This is a genomic window from Lichenicoccus sp. (assembly GCF_965277665.1).
GTDB lineage: Bacteria > Pseudomonadota > Alphaproteobacteria > Acetobacterales > Acetobacteraceae > Lichenicoccus.
Window position 1 is genome coordinate 366,853 of the sequence record NZ_OZ255835.1, and the last position, 18,092, is coordinate 384,944.

Annotated in this window: 11 protein-coding genes; 10 read left to right on the forward strand and 1 reads right to left on the reverse strand. The window is 66.0% G+C overall.

Annotation, left to right across the window (positions count from 1 at the left end; all coding sequences use genetic code 11):
- Positions 1-1,095 precede the first annotated feature (1,095 nt).
- Positions 1,096-2,445 carry a carbohydrate porin gene (locus ACQY4O_RS01670; RefSeq protein WP_428374514.1) on the forward strand — a complete coding sequence of 450 codons (1,350 nt, stop codon included), beginning with the start codon at positions 1,096-1,098 and terminating at the stop codon, positions 2,443-2,445.
- Between the two features lie 422 nt (positions 2,446-2,867).
- Positions 2,868-4,202, forward strand: coding sequence for a chloride channel protein (locus tag ACQY4O_RS01675; RefSeq protein WP_428374515.1), 1,335 nt, complete (start codon positions 2,868-2,870; stop codon positions 4,200-4,202).
- A 47-nt stretch (positions 4,203-4,249) separates the two neighbouring features.
- Here ACQY4O_RS01675 and ACQY4O_RS01680 read toward each other — a convergent pair whose 3' ends face one another.
- Positions 4,250-4,873 (reverse strand): PadR family transcriptional regulator, encoded by a 624-nt coding sequence (locus ACQY4O_RS01680; RefSeq protein WP_428374516.1) that lies wholly within the window; start codon positions 4,871-4,873, stop codon positions 4,250-4,252.
- A gap of 226 nt (positions 4,874-5,099) precedes the next feature.
- Between ACQY4O_RS01680 and rplK the strand changes: the two genes are divergently transcribed.
- The 8 genes from rplK (at position 5,100) to rpsG (ending at position 18,064) form a co-directional block, all read left to right on the forward strand.
- Positions 5,100-5,534, forward strand: a complete 435-nt coding sequence (rplK, locus tag ACQY4O_RS01685; protein ID WP_428374517.1) for a 50S ribosomal protein L11 — start codon at positions 5,100-5,102, stop codon at positions 5,532-5,534.
- Between the two features lie 4 nt (positions 5,535-5,538).
- The gene (gene rplA, locus ACQY4O_RS01690; protein WP_428374518.1) at positions 5,539-6,231 is read left to right on the forward strand and encodes a 50S ribosomal protein L1; all 693 of its coding nucleotides are present in this window, start codon (positions 5,539-5,541) and stop codon (positions 6,229-6,231) included.
- 355 nt (positions 6,232-6,586) lie between these two features.
- Positions 6,587-7,117: a 50S ribosomal protein L10 gene (gene rplJ / locus ACQY4O_RS01695; protein ID WP_428374519.1), complete on the forward strand. Its 531-nt coding sequence runs from the start codon at positions 6,587-6,589 to the stop codon at positions 7,115-7,117.
- 100 nt (positions 7,118-7,217) lie between these two features.
- Positions 7,218-7,598, forward strand: a complete 381-nt coding sequence (rplL, locus tag ACQY4O_RS01700) for a 50S ribosomal protein L7/L12 (protein WP_428374520.1) — start codon at positions 7,218-7,220, stop codon at positions 7,596-7,598.
- A 312-nt stretch (positions 7,599-7,910) separates the two neighbouring features.
- Positions 7,911-12,110, forward strand: coding sequence for a DNA-directed RNA polymerase subunit beta (gene rpoB / locus ACQY4O_RS01705; protein ID WP_428374521.1), 4,200 nt, complete (start codon positions 7,911-7,913; stop codon positions 12,108-12,110).
- 225 nt (positions 12,111-12,335) lie between these two features.
- The gene (gene rpoC, locus ACQY4O_RS01710) at positions 12,336-16,529 is read left to right on the forward strand and encodes a DNA-directed RNA polymerase subunit beta' (RefSeq protein ID WP_428374522.1); all 4,194 of its coding nucleotides are present in this window, start codon (positions 12,336-12,338) and stop codon (positions 16,527-16,529) included.
- A 672-nt stretch (positions 16,530-17,201) separates the two neighbouring features.
- The gene (gene rpsL, locus ACQY4O_RS01715) at positions 17,202-17,573 is read left to right on the forward strand and encodes a 30S ribosomal protein S12 (RefSeq protein WP_003621118.1); all 372 of its coding nucleotides are present in this window, start codon (positions 17,202-17,204) and stop codon (positions 17,571-17,573) included.
- A 14-nt stretch (positions 17,574-17,587) separates the two neighbouring features.
- The gene (rpsG, locus tag ACQY4O_RS01720) at positions 17,588-18,064 is read left to right on the forward strand and encodes a 30S ribosomal protein S7 (RefSeq protein ID WP_138324423.1); all 477 of its coding nucleotides are present in this window, start codon (positions 17,588-17,590) and stop codon (positions 18,062-18,064) included.
- Positions 18,065-18,092: the final 28 nt, after the last annotated feature.

Consider the following 18,092-nt stretch of genomic DNA (forward strand, 5'->3'; position numbering starts at 1 on the left):
TTCCATCCTCCAGCCGCGACCTGGAAATCTCTTGCGGCTGATAGCTGGCATCGCAACCAGCCAGTCCGTTCAACGACATGGTTGCTGCGAGCGCCAGTAAGGTCTTCATGGCACGGCACCACTTTCAGACTACGACGACGCCGGCGACGACAACTGCTTGATCTCAGGTGCCCGAGGCGGGCTGTGGGATCTATTGCGGCCGGCCTGCCGTGGATGGCTGGCTGCCGCCCTGGGTCTGGCTCGCCTGCGCATGCTGGTCCCGCGGACTGTAGGCCTTGCGCATCGCGCCAAGGCGGTTGATGCGAGGAGCGCCCGGCGGGACCGAGAGATCCCGGCTCGGTTGCTCGCCGACCCCATGGTCCAGGGTCTGAGCGTGTGACGCGGCAGGCATCGATGCCCCGCCGGCGATCAGCATAAACGCGGCCGCAACTCGGCCAATGAGGGCATTACTGTTACGCATGATACTATACTCCGCTTTGAGATTTGAGTTTGACGTCGAAGCTTGCCGACGCGTTGCTCAGGCTGGTGGATTTCTCAACAGCATCGAACGGTAGCCGGGCAACCTGCTGTTCTTATTGTCTGGCAATCTCGTCGAGATCGTAAACCACTTCATCGTCTCCCGCCGCATTCTGTGGCCTGCCGAAGCAAGCCATTGTCTTGTCGGGGGTGATGGGGCAACGTCTCCGTGCGTGATCAGTATAACGTCGTTCGCGGCCTTGCGATTGTAACCGATCACTAAAATCGCTTTTAGTTTGTGCCGCCCCCGCTCGCTGGTGATGAAGTTCCGTGTCCTCGCCGCTCGGTGTCTGCAGAGGCAGTCGTTCCCTAAGAGGGATTTTAATTGACGACGACAAGAGTTCATGTGACGGACACTTCGGGTCAACGCACTGATCTGTCGGCTTCGAGACGGACTAAATCGACCTCTCGACGTCAGGGTTCGGCCTGATCGTCCGGTGCTGCGCCGGTCGGCGCAAGCGGCGGAGCGCGGCCCAAAGGAAGAAGCAACAATAGGCTCTCTGGGGGGATATGTTGATGCTGAAGTCTCAAACTCGCGGCCGGTGGCGAGAGGGTCAGGTCCTGCTAGTAAGCAGCGCCATGCTGTCCCTCGCCGCGGTTCCGGCGTTCGCTCAGCTTGATACTGGCACAGGGACTTTCGCCAGCTCGAAGATAAACATCACGCCGGGTGCGGATTTCGGAGCACCTCCGCTGCCAAAACCTGAAGCGCTCGTGCCAGAGGTGAATGCCACCCTGCAGCAGTACGGAACCGCTCTGCTGCTTGATAACACCAACGAGTTTCTCGGGGTGGTGAGCGGGCCTCATCAGGGCTCGACGAACGCGGGTCAGTATGCGCTCGAATGGGACCAGGACTGGAATATCCTCGCGGGTATCCCGGGCTTGCAGACGCATGCAATCGCGGTCGGGCGCTACGGCAGCCTGGCGGGAAATCTGTTCGGCGATAACGGGTTCAATCAAAGCCAGGAGATCTATGGCGCCGGAGGCAATGTCGCCGTCCACCTGGTATTCTTCTATGCTGAAGAAACCATGGCGCACGGCCGGTTCAACATCGCGGCCGGGCGAGCGCCGATGGAGAACGATTTCGACTCCAATCCGCTGAACTGCAACTTCATGAACAACTCGCTCTGCGGGAACCCGAAGGGCGTGACCGACAATAACGCAAATGCCTCATATCCGGACGCGCAATGGTTCACCCGCCTGCGTGTCCGCCCGATTTCTCCGGTATATATCCAGTCTGGGATCTATTTCACCGAGAACAACACCTACAGTGCCACGGACGGCTACCGGTCCGGGTTCCATCTCGACAGCTCGCACATCGACGGCGAGGCGTTCCCGATCGAGGCGGGTTACGAGCCGACCTTCGGACCGGACAAGCTGCCGGGCCACTACAAGCTCGGCGCCATGTACGAGAACACCAGTCACGATACCTGGGAACTCCCGACGCAGCCGGTCCAGTCGCGCAAGGGCGGCACGCAAGCCTGGGCGCAGTTCGACCAGATGCTCGTCCGGCAGGGACCTGGCGCCACCGATGGCATCATCGTGACCGGCGACTACGTGCATAACGACGTCCGCTATTCGACGAGGGCGGACCAGTTCATCCTGGCTGGTATCGATCGCGACTTCTGGAAGGCGCGACCGCTCGACACCATCGGCGTGCTGTTCGCCTACCAGACGGTGTCCGGACAGCTCGGAAAAGTCCAGGGAGAGGAGGAGGAGCTCGGATTACCGATCACGGGCAGCTTTGGCGGCGTCCCGAATGCCGCGGGTATCCAGACCCACGCGATCAACCTCGAGGTCGACTATCAGATCCATGTCTTTCGTGGCGTCACGCTTGCACCGGACTTCCAATACTTCATCCGCCCGAATGCCGAGGCACAGCTTCCGAACGCCGCGCTGATCGGGTTCAAGACACACATCGAGCTGTTTTAACGTTTGCTCTCGTCGGCGCCGGAAGGCAGTTACATAATTGAACCTGCCGCTCGGGGAGCGAGCGTCAGGATCGGACCACCAGGCTCGGGGAGGAGGGTTACAGTGCCTGCTTACGTTCGCGGCTTCAGTCTTTGTCTGCGCGCGGCAAGCGCAATCGCGTTGTGCCTGCAGCTTTCCGCCTGTTCGGGATATAGCGGCCAGATCACCAACGCACCGCCTCCCGCCGGGCAAGAGGGACCACCGTTGCTGACGAATGGCTTTGCGCCTTGAGCAGAAAAATGCCGGCTACCGCCGCCCTGTTCTCGCTCTGAATTCGGAAAAACAGTTGTTGCGGAATGATGTAAGCTTCGTGCAGTGACTCCTGCCGGGGAGATGCGCAGACTGCTCGGCGCCTCTATCAACCGAACCGGATCCCCGCGTCCTTGATCTCACCAATCCTGGCGCGGCGCGACGCCGCCGGTTTCTGGATGGCCGTCCTGCTGACCGGGATCGGCACCGGCCTGAGCGCCGCCGCCTTGACGGAGCTGTTGGAGCTGGTCCAGCACACGCTCTGGTCCGGGAACGGGGTCGACCTGCTCGACGCCGCGGCCCGGACCGCCGCCTGGAAGCACATCGTCATACTGCTCGGCGCCGGCCTGCTGACCGGCGCGGGACAGCTTCTGCTTGTCAGGCTGTCGGCGGCCAACAGCATCGATATCACCGCGGCGATCTGGTTCCACGCCGGACGCCTTCCGGCGCTGCGCACGCTCGGCAGCGCCGTGCTCTCCATCCTTGTCGTTGGGATGGGTGCATCGCTTGGCCGGGAGGGCGCGCCGAAGCAGGCGGGTGCCGTCGTCGCGAACGTGCTGTCGGACCGGGTGCGGCTCTCCGACGACCAGCGCCGGCTGCTGGTCGCCTGCGGCGCCGGCGCCGGGATGGCGGCGGCGTATGGCGTGCCGCTCGGAGGCGCCCTGTTCGCGCTGGAGGTGCTGCGTGGCGAGCTGGCGCTGCGCTTTGTGCTGCCGGCACTGCTGACCTCGCTGATCGCGACCGGGGTGTCCTGGGCCTTCCTGCCCGACGCGCCGACCTACCAGATCCCGTCCTATGCCGGCTCTGCCGGCAGTGTCCTATGGGCGCTGCTGGCCGGTCCGGCCATCGCCGTTGTGTCGGTCGGCTATGTCCGCGCGGTTGCTTGGGCCGACCGTCACCGGCCGCAAGGGCCATGGCGTCTCGCGGCACCGGCTGTCGCCCTGACCGTGCTTGGGATGGTGTCCATTGCCTTTCCGCAGTTGCTCGGGAACGGCCGTGACATCGCGCAGCTGGCGTTCACCAATCAGGCCGCCCCGTTGTTGCTGCTAGCCCTGCTGCTTCTCAAGCCGGCCGCGACACTGCTCTGTCTCGGCAGCGGCACCCCAGGCGGCCTGTTCACCCCAACTCTGGCGATCGGCGCATTGCTGGGCGGTGTGCTGGGCGTCCCGTGGTCGCATATCTGGCCCGGGACCGCACCCGGGTTGTGCGCAGTGCTTGGTGCCGCCGCCCTGCTGGCGGCGACCACGCAAGGCCCGCTCTCGGCGATCGTGCTGATGATGGAACTGACCGGCCATGCTCGCGCCTTCATCGTGCCGCTACTGCTCATCGTCGCGATCGCGACCCTTGTCGCCCGCACCATCGAGCCACGTTCAATCTACGATGCCCGGCTGACCGATGCCGAGGTGCTCAAGCGGCAACGCGAACGCGATCCCCCATCAATCACCCGTCGCAGGCGGCCTGAAGACTGATTCCAGGGGAAGAGACGACCGGCCCTGCAAGACGAACGCCGTGCGGCTCAGCTCTCCTTGCCGAGGATTTCGGCGGTGGCGCGGGTCAGGATGCCGGCGATGCGGCGGGCCTCCTCCGGCGAGCAGCCGCGCTTGCGCATCAGCGCGTGCTTGATGGCGTGCCGCGCCTGGTGCAGCTCGTCGGCGGCCTGCGGGTCCGAATCCTCGACGCCGGCGAAGGCCTCGCGCACCTGCGCCATGCGGCCGCCGATGCGCGCCAGCGTCTGCAGGATCAGCGTGGCCTGGTCGCGGTTGGCGTCCAGATGCGCGCGTCCCGGATCGGTCAGGGAATAGAGCTTGCGGTTGCCGTCCGGCGCGACCGCGGCGTGGCCGATCTCCTCGAGATAGGTCAGCGCCGGATAGACCATGCCGGGGCTGGGCGCATAGAAGCCACCGGAACGCTCCTCGAGCAGGCGGATGAGTTCGTAGCCGTGCGCCGGCTGCTCGGCGAGGAGGGCGAGCAGCACCAGCTGCAGCTCCGACGCGCCGAGCCTGCGGCGGCCGGGGAAGCCGTCGCCGCCCATGAAGCCGCCGCCGCGGCGATGGCCGAAGCCGCCGCGGCCGCGATGCGGGCCGATTGCGTACAGCCAGTGCTGGATGTGGTGGGGGATAGAGTTTGTTCTGTATGACATGTCTTACGATATATCTTGTGATCTCTAGAGGTCAAGACATGATCCGGAGGGAGATGCCTTGACTGGCGGAGAGCGTGCGGGCGTCGTCTTGACAAGCTGGCCGAGGGAAGGCTAGGAGCGCGCCTCTCATGGAACGCGGGAGACCTGTCCTGTCGACACCGGATCATTCCGGCGCGGCGGCTAAGGGTCGTACGGACCGCGGTCCTGGCTGGAAGGAGCCAAGGATATGGCGAAGAAGATCACCGGCTACATCAAGTTGCAGATCCCGGCCGGCAAGGCGAACCCGTCGCCGCCGGTGGGTCCGGCGCTCGGCCAGCGCGGCCTGAACATCATGGCGTTCTGCAAGGAATTCAACGCGCTGACGCAGGGCCTCGAGGTCGGCATGCCGATCCCGGTGGTGATCACCGCATTCGCCGACCGTACCTTCACCTTCATCACCAAGACGCCGCCGAACACCTATTTCCTGCTCAAGGCCGCCAAGATCAGCAAGGGCAGCCCGACGGTTGGTAAGGGGGCCGCAGCAGGGCGTGTAACAACCGCGCAGCTGCGCGAGATCGCGCTCGAGAAGATGAAGGACATGAACGCCAACGATGTCGACGGTGCGATCCGCATGCTCGCAGGCTCGGCCCGCTCGATGGGCCTGACCGTCGTGGAGGGCTGAGATCATGGCCCGTGACAAGCGCCTGCATGCCGCCCGCGCCAAGCTGACCCACAACAAGGCGTATGGCCTCGATGATGCCATCCGCCTGGTGAAGGGCAACGCCACCGCCAAGTTCGACGAGACCGTCGAGATCTCGCTCGGCCTGGGCATCGACCCGCGTCATGCCGACCAGATGGTGCGCGGCCTGTTGAGCCTGCCGAACGGCACCGGCAAGACCCTGCGCGTCGCCGTGTTCGCGCGCGGCGCGAAGGCCGAGGAGGCGCTCGCCGCCGGCGCCGACGTGGTGGGCGCCGACGACCTCGCCGAGAAGGTGCAGGCCGGCGAGCTCGGCTTCGACCGCTGCATCGCCACCCCTGACATGATGGCCCTGGTCGGCCGCCTGGGTAAGATCCTCGGCCCACGCGGCCTGATGCCGAACCCGAAGCTCGGCACGGTCACGATGGACGTGAAGGGCGCGGTCACCGCCGCCAAGTCCGGCCAGGTCGAGTTCCGCGCCGAGAAGGCGGGGATCATCCATGCCGGCATCGGCAAGGCCTCGTTCGACGAGGCCAAGCTCGCCGAGAACATCCGCGCGCTGGTGGATGCGATCCAGAAGGCCAAGCCCACGGGTGCGAAGGGCGTGTATCTGCAGCGGGTGGCGCTGTCGTCCACGATGGGGCCGGGCGTGAAGGTGGACCTGGCTTCGTTCACCGGCTGACTGACGCAATGCGAGCCCGTCCTCCCGGACGGGCCTGAGCAGGGGCGCCGGCGGTTCGGCCGGCGTTCCCGAACCTGTCCAAGACCGCACGTGGCTTCGGCCGTAATGGTGCCTTCCGGCACCGCGCGCGCAAGACGGGAGATCCGGATGCGATCGGCCATGCGCCGGGGCCCCCCTCTTCAAGGAGGAACAGGGTCCGGCACGGGTCCACGCACTGGTGGTTCCGGCTGCAACAGGACAGGCGAACCGGATCGTGCGCGCGCCCCCCTTCGCAAAAGAGGGCAAGGTGCGCGTGACGGTCCTTGGGCAACCCGGCCCGCCGGTCTGATCCGGTGGGCCACGACGGAGACGGGATTTGGACCGTACGGAGAAGCGGGAGTTCGTATCCCTTCTCGGCGCCGTGTTCGCAGAGACGTCGATGGTCGTCGTCACCCGCAATGACGGGTTGACGGTGGCGGAGGTGACGAAGCTGCGGGCCCGGATGCGCGAGGCGGGTGCGACCTTCAAGGTCGCGAAGAACCGGCTGGCCATCCTCGCCCTGGATGGGACCAAGTTCGACGGCATCGCGCCGCTGCTGAAGGGACCGACCGCGCTCGCGTGGGCGACCGACCCGGTGGCGGTGGCGAAGGTGGCCGTCGAGTTCGCCAAGACCAACGAGAAGCTTGTCGTGCTCGGTGGAGCGCTCGGAGCCCAGACGCTGAATGCGGACGGGATCAAGGCGCTGGCCGAGCTGCCATCCCTGGATACCCTGCGCGCGCAGCTGGTGGGCCTCATTGCCACGCCGGCCACGCGTATCGCGGGCGTGCTCCAGGCACCGGCGGCGCAGCTCGCGCGGGTCTTTGGCGCCTACGCCAAGAAGGACGAGGCGCAAGCCGAGGCAGCTTAGGCTGTTGCACACGATTTGGTGAGCTCGGGAACCGGGCTTGCTTCGAACCCACCCCAGACTTGCTTTCCAACCACCAGTGTCTAGATTAGGAAGACCAATCATGGCCGATCTGTCGAAACTTGTTGACGAGCTGTCCACCCTGACGGTTCTCGAGGCGGCTGAGCTGTCGAAGCTCCTCGAGGAGAAGTGGGGCGTGTCCGCGGCGGCGCCGGTTGCCGCGGCAGCCGCTCCGGCGGGCGGCGGCGCGGCTGCGGCTCCGGTCGAGGAGCAGACCGAATTCACCGTCATCCTCGCTACCATCGGTGACAAGAAGATCAACGTCATCAAGGAGATCCGCACCATCACCGGCCTCGGGCTGAAGGAAGCCAAGGATCTGGTCGAGGGTGCGCCGAAGACGGTGAAGGAAGGCGTCAACAAGGAAGACGCCGCCAAGTTCAAGAAGCAGCTGGAAGAGCAGGGCGCCACTGTCGAGATCAAGTAAGCATCCTGACACGCCTGCTGCTTCTCGGGAGAGGCAGCCGGTTTCTCAGGAGAACCGGTTTCTGCAGAAGAGCCGGTCTCTGCAGATGAGACAAAGGGCCGGCGACTAGCGCGATGGGGGGCGGGTGCCGAGGTTCGGTGCCCGCCCCGTTGGCCGTGCGGCATCCGGATGCTGATACGGACAGAGGGTGATTTTGCAACCGATTTCGGTGGCGCCCAGGAGCGGGCCGCAGTGCCGGGGCGCCGGATGACGGCGTGTCCCAGGTCGCGCGGCGACGGTTCCCGGGTCGAGCAGGGCAGGACAGGGCAGGCGATGAACGCAATTATCGGGAATGCTGGGGCGTTTTCTGGGGCAAAGTCGTTCACGGGGCGCAAGCGCATCCGCAAGAGCTTCGGGCGCATCCCCGAAGTCGCGCCGATGCCGAACCTGATCGACGTGCAGCGGTCCAGCTACGAGGGCTTCCTGCAGATGAACGTGGCGCCGGACAGCCGCACCCAGACCGGGCTGCAGGAAGTGTTCCGTTCGGTGTTCCCGATCAATGATTTCGCCGGCCGCGGCCGTCTGGAGTTCGTGCATTACGAGCTCGAGGAGCCGAAATACGACGTCGAGGAATGCATCCAGCGCGGCATGACCTTCGCGGCACCGCTGAAGGTGATCCTGCGTCTCATCGTATGGGACGTGGACGAGGATACCGGCAGCCGCTCGATCCGCGATATCAAGGAGCAGCCCGTCTATATGGGCGACATGCCGCTGATGACGGAGAACGGCACCTTCATCATCAACGGCACCGAGCGCGTCATCGTCAGCCAGATGCACCGCTCGCCCGGCGTGTTCTTCGACCACGACAAGGGCAAGACGCACTCGTCCGGCAAGTTCCTGTTCGCCGCCCGCGTGATCCCGTATCGCGGGTCCTGGCTCGATTTCGAGTTCGACAGCAAGGACATGGTCTATGTCCGCATCGACCGGAAGCGCAAGCTGCCGGTCACCACGCTGCTGTACGCGCTCGAGGGCGCCGCTTCCGAGGCGGCGCGCGCCGCCAAGATCGCCGAGGGCGGCGATGTCGATCAGCTGGACGTACGCGGCATGGATGCCGACGAGATCCTCGGCACCTTCTACGGCCAGGTGATCTTCGTGCGCAGCGCCAAGGGCTGGGCGCGCCCGTTCGACCCCGATGCGTTCCGCGGCATGAAGCTGCTGGAGCCGCTGGTCGATGCCGAGACGGGTGAAGTCGTGGCCGATGCGGATGCGAAGCTGACCGCGCGCGCGGTGAAGAAGATCGCCGAACGGACCCGTGAGGTGCTGGTCGGCCGCGCCGACCTGCTGGGGCGCTACGTGGCGTACGACCTCGTCGACGAGGCGACCGGCGAGCTCTACGCCGAGGCCGGCGAGGAGCTGACCGAGCCGCGGCTGGCGGCGATCGAGGAGCTCGGCATCGGCCGGCTGCCGACGCTGGCGGTCGATAGCGGCACCGGGCCGTGGATACGCAACACCCTGGCGGTGGACAAGAACACCTCGCGCGACGATGCGCTGATCGACATCTACCGGGTGATGCGCCCAGGCGAGCCGCCGACCCCGGACACCGCGGAAGCTTTGTTCCGCGGCCTGTTCTTCGATGCCGATCGTTACGATCTTTCGGCCGTCGGTCGCGTGAAGATGAACATGCGTCTCGGCGTCGACGCCGAAGACACCATCCGGGTGCTGCGCAAGGTCGACATCCTGCGCACCGTCAAGATCCTGTGCGAGCTCAAGGACGGCCGCGGCACCATCGACGACATCGACAATCTCGGCAATCGGCGGGTGCGTTCGGTCGGCGAGCTGATGGAGAACCAGTACCGGGTCGGCCTGCTGCGCATGGAGCGCGCGATCCGCGAGCGCATGGGCTCGGTCGATATCGACACGGTGATGCCGCACGACCTGATCAACGCCAAGCCCGCGGCGGCGGCCGTGCGCGAGTTCTTCGGCTCGTCGCAGCTCAGCCAGTTCATGGACCAGACCAACCCGCTCTCCGAGGTGACGCACAAGCGTCGTCTCTCCGCACTTGGCCCGGGGGGCCTGACCCGCGAGCGCGCCGGCTTCGAGGTGCGCGACGTGCATCCGACGCATTACGGCCGCATCTGCCCGATCGAGACGCCGGAAGGGCCGAATATCGGCCTGATCAACAGCCTCGCCACCTACGCCAAGGTGAACAAGTACGGCTTCATCGAGACGCCGTATCGCCTGGTGAAGGACGGCGCGCTGCAGAGCGGCTGGAAGTATCTCTCCGCCATGGAGGAGGAGAAGCTGGTGGTGGCGCAGGCCGACTGCGCGCAGGACACCGACGGCAACCTGACCGACGAGCTGGTCTCGGTGCGCCGCGGCGGCGATTTCCGGCTGGTCAAGCCCGAGGACGTCACCGCCTGCGACGTGTCGCCGCGCCAGCTGGTGTCGGTGGCGGCCGCCCTGATCCCGTTCCTCGAGAACGACGACGCCAACCGGGCGCTGATGGGCTCGAACATGCAGCGCCAGGCGGTGCCGCTGATCCGCTCGGATGCGCCGCTGGTCGGCACCGGCATGGAGGCCGCGGTCGCCCGCGACTCGGGTGCGACCATCGTCGCGCGCCGTCCCGGGACCATCGACCAGATCGACGGCGCGCGCATCGTGGTGCGGGCCACCGACGAGAGCGGCTCGACCCAGGGCGTCGATATCTACCGGCTGCGCAAGTACATGCGCTCGAACCAGTCGACCTGCATCAACCAGCGTCCGCTGGTGCGCGTCGGTGATAAGGTGCATGCCGGCGACATCATCGCCGACGGCCCGTCGACGGATCTCGGCGAGCTGGCGCTGGGGCGCAACGTGCTGGTCGCGTTCATGCCCTGGAACGGCTACAATTTCGAGGACAGCATCCTCATCTCCGAGCGCATCGCGCGCGACGACGTCTTCACCTCGATCCATATCGAGGAGTTCGAGGTCATGGCGCGCGACACCAAGCTCGGCCAGGAGGAGATCACCCGCGACATCCCCAATGTCGGCGAGGAGGCGCTGCGCAACCTTGACGAGGCCGGCATCGTCTATGTCGGCGCCGAGGTGAACCCGGGCGACATCCTGGTCGGAAAAGTCACCCCTAAGGGTGAAAGCCCGATGACGCCGGAGGAGAAGCTGCTCCGCGCCATCTTCGGCGAGAAGGCGTCGGACGTGCGCGACACCTCGCTCAAGCTGCCGCCCGGCACCACCGGGACGATCGTCGACGTTCGGGTGTTCTCGCGCCGCGGCGTCGACAAGGACGAGCGCGCGATGGCGATCGAGCGCGCCGAGATCGAGCGCCTGGCCAAGGACCGCGACGACGAGCGCGCGATCCAGGAGCGCAGCTTCTACAACCGCCTGCGCGAGCGTCTGCTCGGGCAGAAGGCGGGCGCCGGGTTCAAGGGCATCAAGTCCGGCACCGAGATCACCGAGGAGCTGCTGGCCGAGCATCCGCGCGGCGCGTGGCGCAACATCGTGCTGTCCGCCGACGCGGCGGTGGCCGAGATCGAGGTGCTGAAGCGCGAGTTCGATGCCGCCGTCGGCCGCATCCAGGCGCGCTTCGAGAGCAAGGTCGAGAAGCTGCAGCGCGGCGACGAGCTGCCGCCCGGCGTCATGAAGATGGTCAAGGTGTTCGTGGCGGTGAAGCGCAAGCTGCAGCCGGGCGACAAGATGGCCGGACGGCACGGCAACAAGGGCGTGGTGTCGCGCGTGGTGCCGGTCGAGGACATGCCGTTCCTCGAGGATGGCAGCTCGGTCGACATTGTGCTCAACCCGCTCGGCGTGCCGTCGCGGATGAATGTCGGACAGATCCTGGAGACGCATCTGGGCTGGGCCTGCGCCAATATCGGCCGCGGTATCGGCGAGCTGGTCGACGAGTACCAGCGCACCGGCCATGCCAAGCAGGAGCTGCTCGACACGCTGCGCGAGGTCTATGGCGAGCAGGTCTATGCCGAGGATATCGCCACGCTGCCGAACGAGCAGCTGGTCGAGCTGGCGCATAATTTGCGCAAGGGCGTGCCGATCGCGACCCCGGTGTTCGATGGTGCCCGCATGTCCGACATCGAGGACATGCTGACCCGGGCCGGGCTGGACACGTCTGGTCAGGTTCAGCTCACCGACGGGCGTTCGGGCGAGCCGTTCGAGCGCAAGGTGACGGTGGGCTACATCTACATGCTGAAGCTGCACCATCTGGTCGACGACAAGATCCATGCGCGGTCGATCGGGCCGTACAGCCTGGTCACCCAGCAGCCGCTGGGCGGCAAGGCGCAGTTCGGTGGCCAGCGCTTCGGCGAGATGGAGGTGTGGGCGCTCGAGGCGTATGGCGCCGCCTACACGCTGCAGGAAATGCTGACGGTGAAGTCGGACGACGTGTCCGGCCGCACCAAGGTCTATGAGGCGATCGTGCGCGAGCAGGACGACTTCGAGGCCGGCATCCCGGAGAGCTTCAACGTGCTCGTCAAGGAGCTCAAGTCGCTCGGCCTCAACGTAGAACTGGAGCAGGGCGGCGACTGAGAGCTCGGTTGATAATGCTACTACGGCGGTCATCCGAGGCGGCTGTCTGCGCTTCCGGTGCTCACGGCCAGACGGCCGCTCCGCTCCGGTTCTCGACAGGCCGCCCCGGGGGGCGCCAAAGGGCGCCTCTGACTCGCCGTAGCGCATTCTCAACCGGCTTTGAGGTAACTGCCTTGGCCGTCTGCCACCCGGTTTCGATTTTCACCCTCTCAGGGGTCACGACGCATGAATGAACTGATGAAGATCCTTGGCCAGACCGGCCAGGCGCAGACGTTCGACCAGATCAAGATCCAGCTCGCCTCGTCCGAGCAGATCCGCTCCTGGTCGTATGGCGAGATCAAGAAGCCGGAGACGATCAACTACCGCACGTTCAAGCCGGAGCGGGACGGGCTGTTCTGCGCGCGCATCTTCGGGCCGATCAAGGACTACGAGTGCCTGTGCGGCAAGTACAAGCGGATGAAGTTCCGCGGCATCATCTGCGAGAAGTGCGGCGTCGAGGTGACGCTGGCCAAGGTGCGCCGCGAGCGCATGGGCCATATCGAGCTGGCCTCGCCGGTGGCGCATATCTGGTTCCTCAAATCGCTGCCGAGCCGCATCGGGCTGATGGTCGACCTCACGCTCAAGGAGCTGGAGAAGATCCTGTATTTCGAGAACTACGTGGTTCTCGAGCCGGGCTCGACCGACCTCAAGCTGCACCAGCTGCTGACCGAGGACCAGCTGCTCAACAAGCAGGACGAGTTCGGCGACGACTTCCGCTACGGCATCGGCGCCGAGGCGGTGAAGTCGATCCTCAAGGAGATCGACTGCGACGCCGAGAAGGTGAAGCTGCGCGCCGACCTCAAGGACACCACCTCCGAGGCCAAGCGCAAGAAGCTGGTGAAACGGCTGAAGCTGGTCGAGGCGTTCGCCGAGAGCGGCTCGCATCCGGACTGGATGATCCTGGACGTGGTGCCGGTGATCCCGCCCGAGCTGCGTCCGCTGGTGCCGCTCGATGGCGGCCGGTTCGCGACGTCCGACCTGAACGACCTGTATCGCCGCGTCATCAACCGCAACAACCGCCTCAAGCGGCTGATCGAGCTGCGCGCGCCCGACATCATCGTGCGCAACGAGAAGCGCATGCTGCAGGAGAGCGTGGACGCGCTGTTCGATAACGGCCGTCGCGGCCGCGCCATCACGGGGGCCAACAAGCGTCCGCTGAAGTCGCTGTCCGACATGCTCAAGGGCAAGCAGGGCCGCTTTAGGCAGAACCTGCTCGGCAAGCGGGTCGACTATTCCGGCCGCTCGGTGATCGTGGTCGGTCCGGAGCTGAAGCTGCACCAGTGCGGCCTGCCCAAGAAGATGGCGCTCGAGCTGTTCAAGCCGTTCATCTACTCCAAGCTGGAGAAATACGGCCACGCCACCACGATCAAGGCCGCCAAGCGGATGGTGGAGAAGGAGCGTCCCGAGGTCTGGGACATCCTCGAGGAGGTGATCCGCGAGCATCCGGTGATGCTGAACCGGGCGCCCACGCTGCACCGGCTCGGCATCCAGGCCTTCGAGCCGGTGCTGATCGAGGGCAAGGCGATCCAGCTGCACCCGCTGGTCTGCACGGCGTTCAACGCCGACTTCGACGGCGACCAGATGGCGGTGCACGTGCCGCTCAGCCTGGAGGCGCAGCTCGAGGCGCGCGTGCTGATGATGTCGACCAACAACATCCTCAGCCCGGCGAACGGCAAGCCGATCATCGTGCCGAGCCAGGACATCGTGCTCGGGCTGTACTACCTGTCGCTCGAGACCGCCGACTTCCGCACCACGCCGGATCAGAACGAATACGACAAGGACGGCCACGTCACCGTCACCGGCGCCTCGGCGTTCGGCTCGATCGGCGAGATCGAGTTCGCGCTGACCGCCAAGGCGATCGAGCTGCACGACAAGATCCGGGCGCGCTACGACACCGTCGATGCCGAGGGCCGCCCGGTGCGCCGGACCGTGGTCACCACGCCGGGCCGCATGCTGATCGCCCAGATCCTGCCCAAGCACCCGATGGTGCCGTTCGAGCTGCTCAACAAGCAGCTCACCAAGAAGAACGTCTCGGACGTGATCGACGCGGTGTACCGCCATTGCGGCCAGAAGGAGTGCGTGATCTTCGCCGACCGGCTGATGGGCCTCGGCTTCGGCCAGGCGGCGAAGGCGGGCATCTCGTTCGGCAAGGACGACATGATCATCCCGGCCGAGAAGAAGCCGCTGGTCGAGAAGACCCAGGCCGAGGTCAAGGAGTTCGAGCAGCAGTACCAGGACGGGCTGATCACCGCCGGCGAGCGCTACAACAAGGTGGTCGATGCCTGGTCGCGCTGCACCGACGAGGTGCAGGCCGCGATGATGAAGGAGATCTCCAGGCAGGAACCCGGCAAGCAGACCAACTCGGTCTGGATGATGAGCCATTCCGGTGCGCGCGGGTCGCCGGCGCAGATGAAGCAGCTGGCCGGCATGCGTGGCCTGATGGCCAAGCCCTCGGGCGAGATCATCGAGCAGCCGATCATCGCCAACTTCAAGGAGGGGCTGTCGGTCCTCGACTACTTCACCTCCACTCACGGCGCCCGCAAGGGCCTCGCGGACACGGCGCTGAAGACGGCCAACTCCGGCTACCTGACCCGCCGCCTGGTCGACGTGGCGCAGGACTGCATCATCGTCGAGAACGATTGCGGCACCGAGCGCGGCCTGACCGTGCGCGCGGTGATGGATGGCGGCGAGGTGGTCTCCAGCCTGGCCGAGCGCATCCTGGGCCGTTCGACCGCCATCGACGTGCTGGACCCGGCGACCGGGGGGGTGCTGCTGCCGCGCAACACGCTGATCGGCGAGGCGGAGGCGGAACGCGTCGAGACCGCCGGCGTCGAGAGCATGCTGATCCGCTCGGTGCTGACCTGCGACAGCCGGGTCGGCGTCTGCGGCTGCTGCTACGGGCGCGACCTCGCCCGCGGCACGCCGGTCAATATCGGCGAGGCGGTCGGCGTGATCGCGGCGCAGTCGATCGGCGAGCCGGGCACGCAGCTCACCATGCGCACCTTCCATATCGGCGGCGCGGCGCAGCGCGGCGCCGAGCAGTCGATGGTCGAGGCGTCGCATGACGGCGTGGTCACCATCAAGAACCGCAACGTCGTGCAGAACAGCATGAACGTGCCGGTGGTGATGTCGCGCAACTGCGAGATCGTGCTGACCGACGAGAAGGGCACCGAGCGCGCCCGCTTCCGGGTGCCGTACGGCGCCCGGCTGCTGGTGGACGAGGGGGCGACGGTCACCAGGCAGCAGAAGCTGGCCGAGTGGGACCCGTACACCCTGCCGATCATCACCGAGCAGGCCGGCCGCGTCGAGTATCTCGACCTGATCGACAGCATCACGCTGGTCGAGCGCATGGACGAGGTGACCGGCCTCACCTCGAAGGTGGTGGTGGACTACAAGCAGGCGGCCAAGGGCATCGACCTGCGGCCACGGCTGCAGCTCAAGGACAGCAAGGGCGAAGTGCTCAAGATGTCCAACGGCGGCGAGGCCCGCTACTTCCTGACCTCGGACTCGATCCTCTCGGTCGAGAACGGCGCCGTGGTGCATGCCGGTGACGTGCTGGCCCGCATCCCGCGCGAGGGCAGCAAGACGCGCGACATCACCGGCGGCCTGCCAAGGGTGGCCGAGCTGTTCGAGGCACGCCGCCCCAAGGACCATGCGATCATCGCCGAGACCGATGGCCGCATCGAGTTCGGCAAGGACTACAAGGCCAAGCGCCGGGTCATCGTCAAGAACGACGAGACCAGCGAGGAGACCGACTACCTGATCCCGAAGGGCAAGCACGTCTCGGTGCAGGAAGGCGACTTCGTGCGGCGTGGCGATCCGCTGGTCGACGGGCCGCGCGTGCCGCACGACATCCTGAAGGTCCTCGGCGTGGAAGCGCTGTCGGACTACCTGGTGAACGAGATCCAGGACGTGTACCGGCTGCAGGGCGTGAAGATCAACGACAAGCACATCGAGGTCATCGTCCGGCAGATGCTGCAGAAGGTGGAGATCCTCGAGCCCGGTGACACGACCTACCTGATCGGCGAGACGGTGGACCGTATCGAGTACGAGGGCGAGAACGCCAAGCGCCTGCAGGCCAACGAGCGGCCGGCCAACGCGATGCCGGTGCTGCAGGGCATCACCAAGGCCAGCCTGCAGACGCACTCCTTCATCTCGGCGGCCTCCTTCCAGGAGACCACGCGGGTGTTGACGGAGGCGGCGACTGCCGGCAAGGTGGATACGTTGAATGGCCTCAAGGAGAACGTCATCGTGGGTCGTCTGATCCCTGCCGGCACCGGCAGCGTGATGAACAAGCTCCGCGCCGTAGCCGCCGGCCGTGACGCCCAGCACAAGCTGGGCCAGACCACGCCAGCGGTGACGGGTCGCGCGGCAGAATAAGCCGCAGACCTGCTCCAAGACTGGGCCGCTGAGGGGATCCCCTCGGCGGCCCATTTCTTTTGAGCCCGTCCGACAATGCTACTACGCTGGCGATCCGACGCGCCTTTCCTGCGCTCCGGTGCTCACGGCCACAGGAGGCCGCTCCGCTCCGGTGCTCGGAAAGTCACGCCGGGCGTGCCGCTGCGCAGCACTCTCGCTCAGCGTAGCGCATTCTCGGCCGGGCTCGCCCTGGAAGGCTTGCAGAAGATCAGGAACGCTGCCCAGGACCCCGCCAAAAGCCGGCCCTCTGCGATATACTTATATTAGTGGGGGTCTGGGGCCTCAGGCCCTAGCGGGTCCAGGGCAGAGCCCTGGCTGCTTGTGTTGCAACGACCGCATGACTGAGCTTCGCTCCTGCGCCCAACGCGGCTTGACTCAGCACCAACCGCTTCGTAGGTTCCGCGCCCTCGGCTGACCTTCACCAAGGTCGTTTGGAAGCCGTCGAATGCAGCACCGATTAGCGTGCGGCGCCGCTCCTCTGGCTACCAGGGTGCTCAGGCCGAACGTGATCAGGACGCCGCGCGGAGGGCTAGCCCGTCCGATGCGGTTTTTGTGTTGCGATCGGCGGGTGCAGGCGAAGGTCGGCGCAAGCACGGGCCGGGGACGGCACAAAGAGGATCGGGACAGAGGCGTATGCCCACCATCAACCAGCTGATCGCCAAGGGGCGCGAGCCCGCTGCCAAGCGCAACAAGGTGCCGGCCCTGCAGGGCTGCCCGCAGAAGCGTGGGGTATGCACGCGCGTCTATACGACGACCCCGAAGAAGCCGAACTCGGCGCTTCGCAAGGTTGCCAAGGTGCGCCTGACGAACGGCTACGAGGTGGTGAGCTACATTCCGGGCGAGGGCCACAACCTGCAGGAGCACAGCGTGGTCCTGATCCGTGGCGGCCGCGTGAAGGATCTTCCGGGCGTGCGCTACCACATCCTGCGCGGCGTGCTCGACACGCAGGGGATCGCCAAGCGCCGCCAGCGTCGTTCGCTCTACGGCGCCAAGCGCCCGAAGTAAGAGGATATCGAGGGATGAGTCGCCGCCGCCGCGCCGTCAAGCGCGAGATCCTGCCGGACCCCAAGTTCGGTGACGTCGTCGTCACGCGCTTCATGAACGCGCTGATGTATGACGGCAAGAAATCCACCGCCGAGGGCATCGTCTATGGTGCGTTCGAGTCGATGCGTCGCCGCGGGGGTGCCGCGGCCGATCCGGTGCGGATGTTCCACGAGGCGCTGGAGAACGTGAAGCCGGCCGTCGAGGTGCGCTCGCGCCGTGTCGGTGGCGCCACCTACCAGGTGCCGGTCGAGGTGCGCACCGAGCGTCGCCAGGCGCTGGCGATCCGCTGGCTGATCGACAGCTCGCGCAAGCGCGGCGAGCACACCATGCAGGAGCGTCTCTCCAACGAGCTGCTCGACGCGGTGAACAACCGCGGCACCGCCGTGAAGAAGCGCGAAGATACGCACCGGATGGCGGAGGCGAACAAGGCCTTCAGCCATTACCGCTGGTAAGGCTCAAGGCGACTACAGGCTTTCACAC

Excerpts from the sequence above, each read along its gene's own strand:
- rpsG (WP_138324423.1), top strand. The coding sequence starts at position 17,588 with ATGAGTCGCCGCCGCCGCGCCGTCAAGCGCGAGATCCTGCCGGACCCC.
- rpsL (WP_003621118.1), top strand. The coding sequence starts at position 17,202 with ATGCCCACCATCAACCAGCTGATCGCCAAGGGGCGCGAGCCCGCTGCC.
- rpoC (WP_428374522.1), top strand. The coding sequence starts at position 12,336 with ATGAATGAACTGATGAAGATCCTTGGCCAGACCGGCCAGGCGCAGACG.
- rpoB (WP_428374521.1), top strand. The coding sequence starts at position 7,911 with ATGAACGCAATTATCGGGAATGCTGGGGCGTTTTCTGGGGCAAAGTCG.
- rplA (WP_428374518.1), top strand. The coding sequence starts at position 5,539 with ATGGCCCGTGACAAGCGCCTGCATGCCGCCCGCGCCAAGCTGACCCAC.
- rplK (WP_428374517.1), top strand. The coding sequence starts at position 5,100 with ATGGCGAAGAAGATCACCGGCTACATCAAGTTGCAGATCCCGGCCGGC.
- ACQY4O_RS01680 (WP_428374516.1), bottom strand. The coding sequence starts at position 4,873 with ATGTCATACAGAACAAACTCTATCCCCCACCACATCCAGCACTGGCTG.
- ACQY4O_RS01670 (WP_428374514.1), top strand. The coding sequence starts at position 1,096 with ATGCTGTCCCTCGCCGCGGTTCCGGCGTTCGCTCAGCTTGATACTGGC.
- rplL (WP_428374520.1), top strand. The coding sequence starts at position 7,218 with ATGGCCGATCTGTCGAAACTTGTTGACGAGCTGTCCACCCTGACGGTT.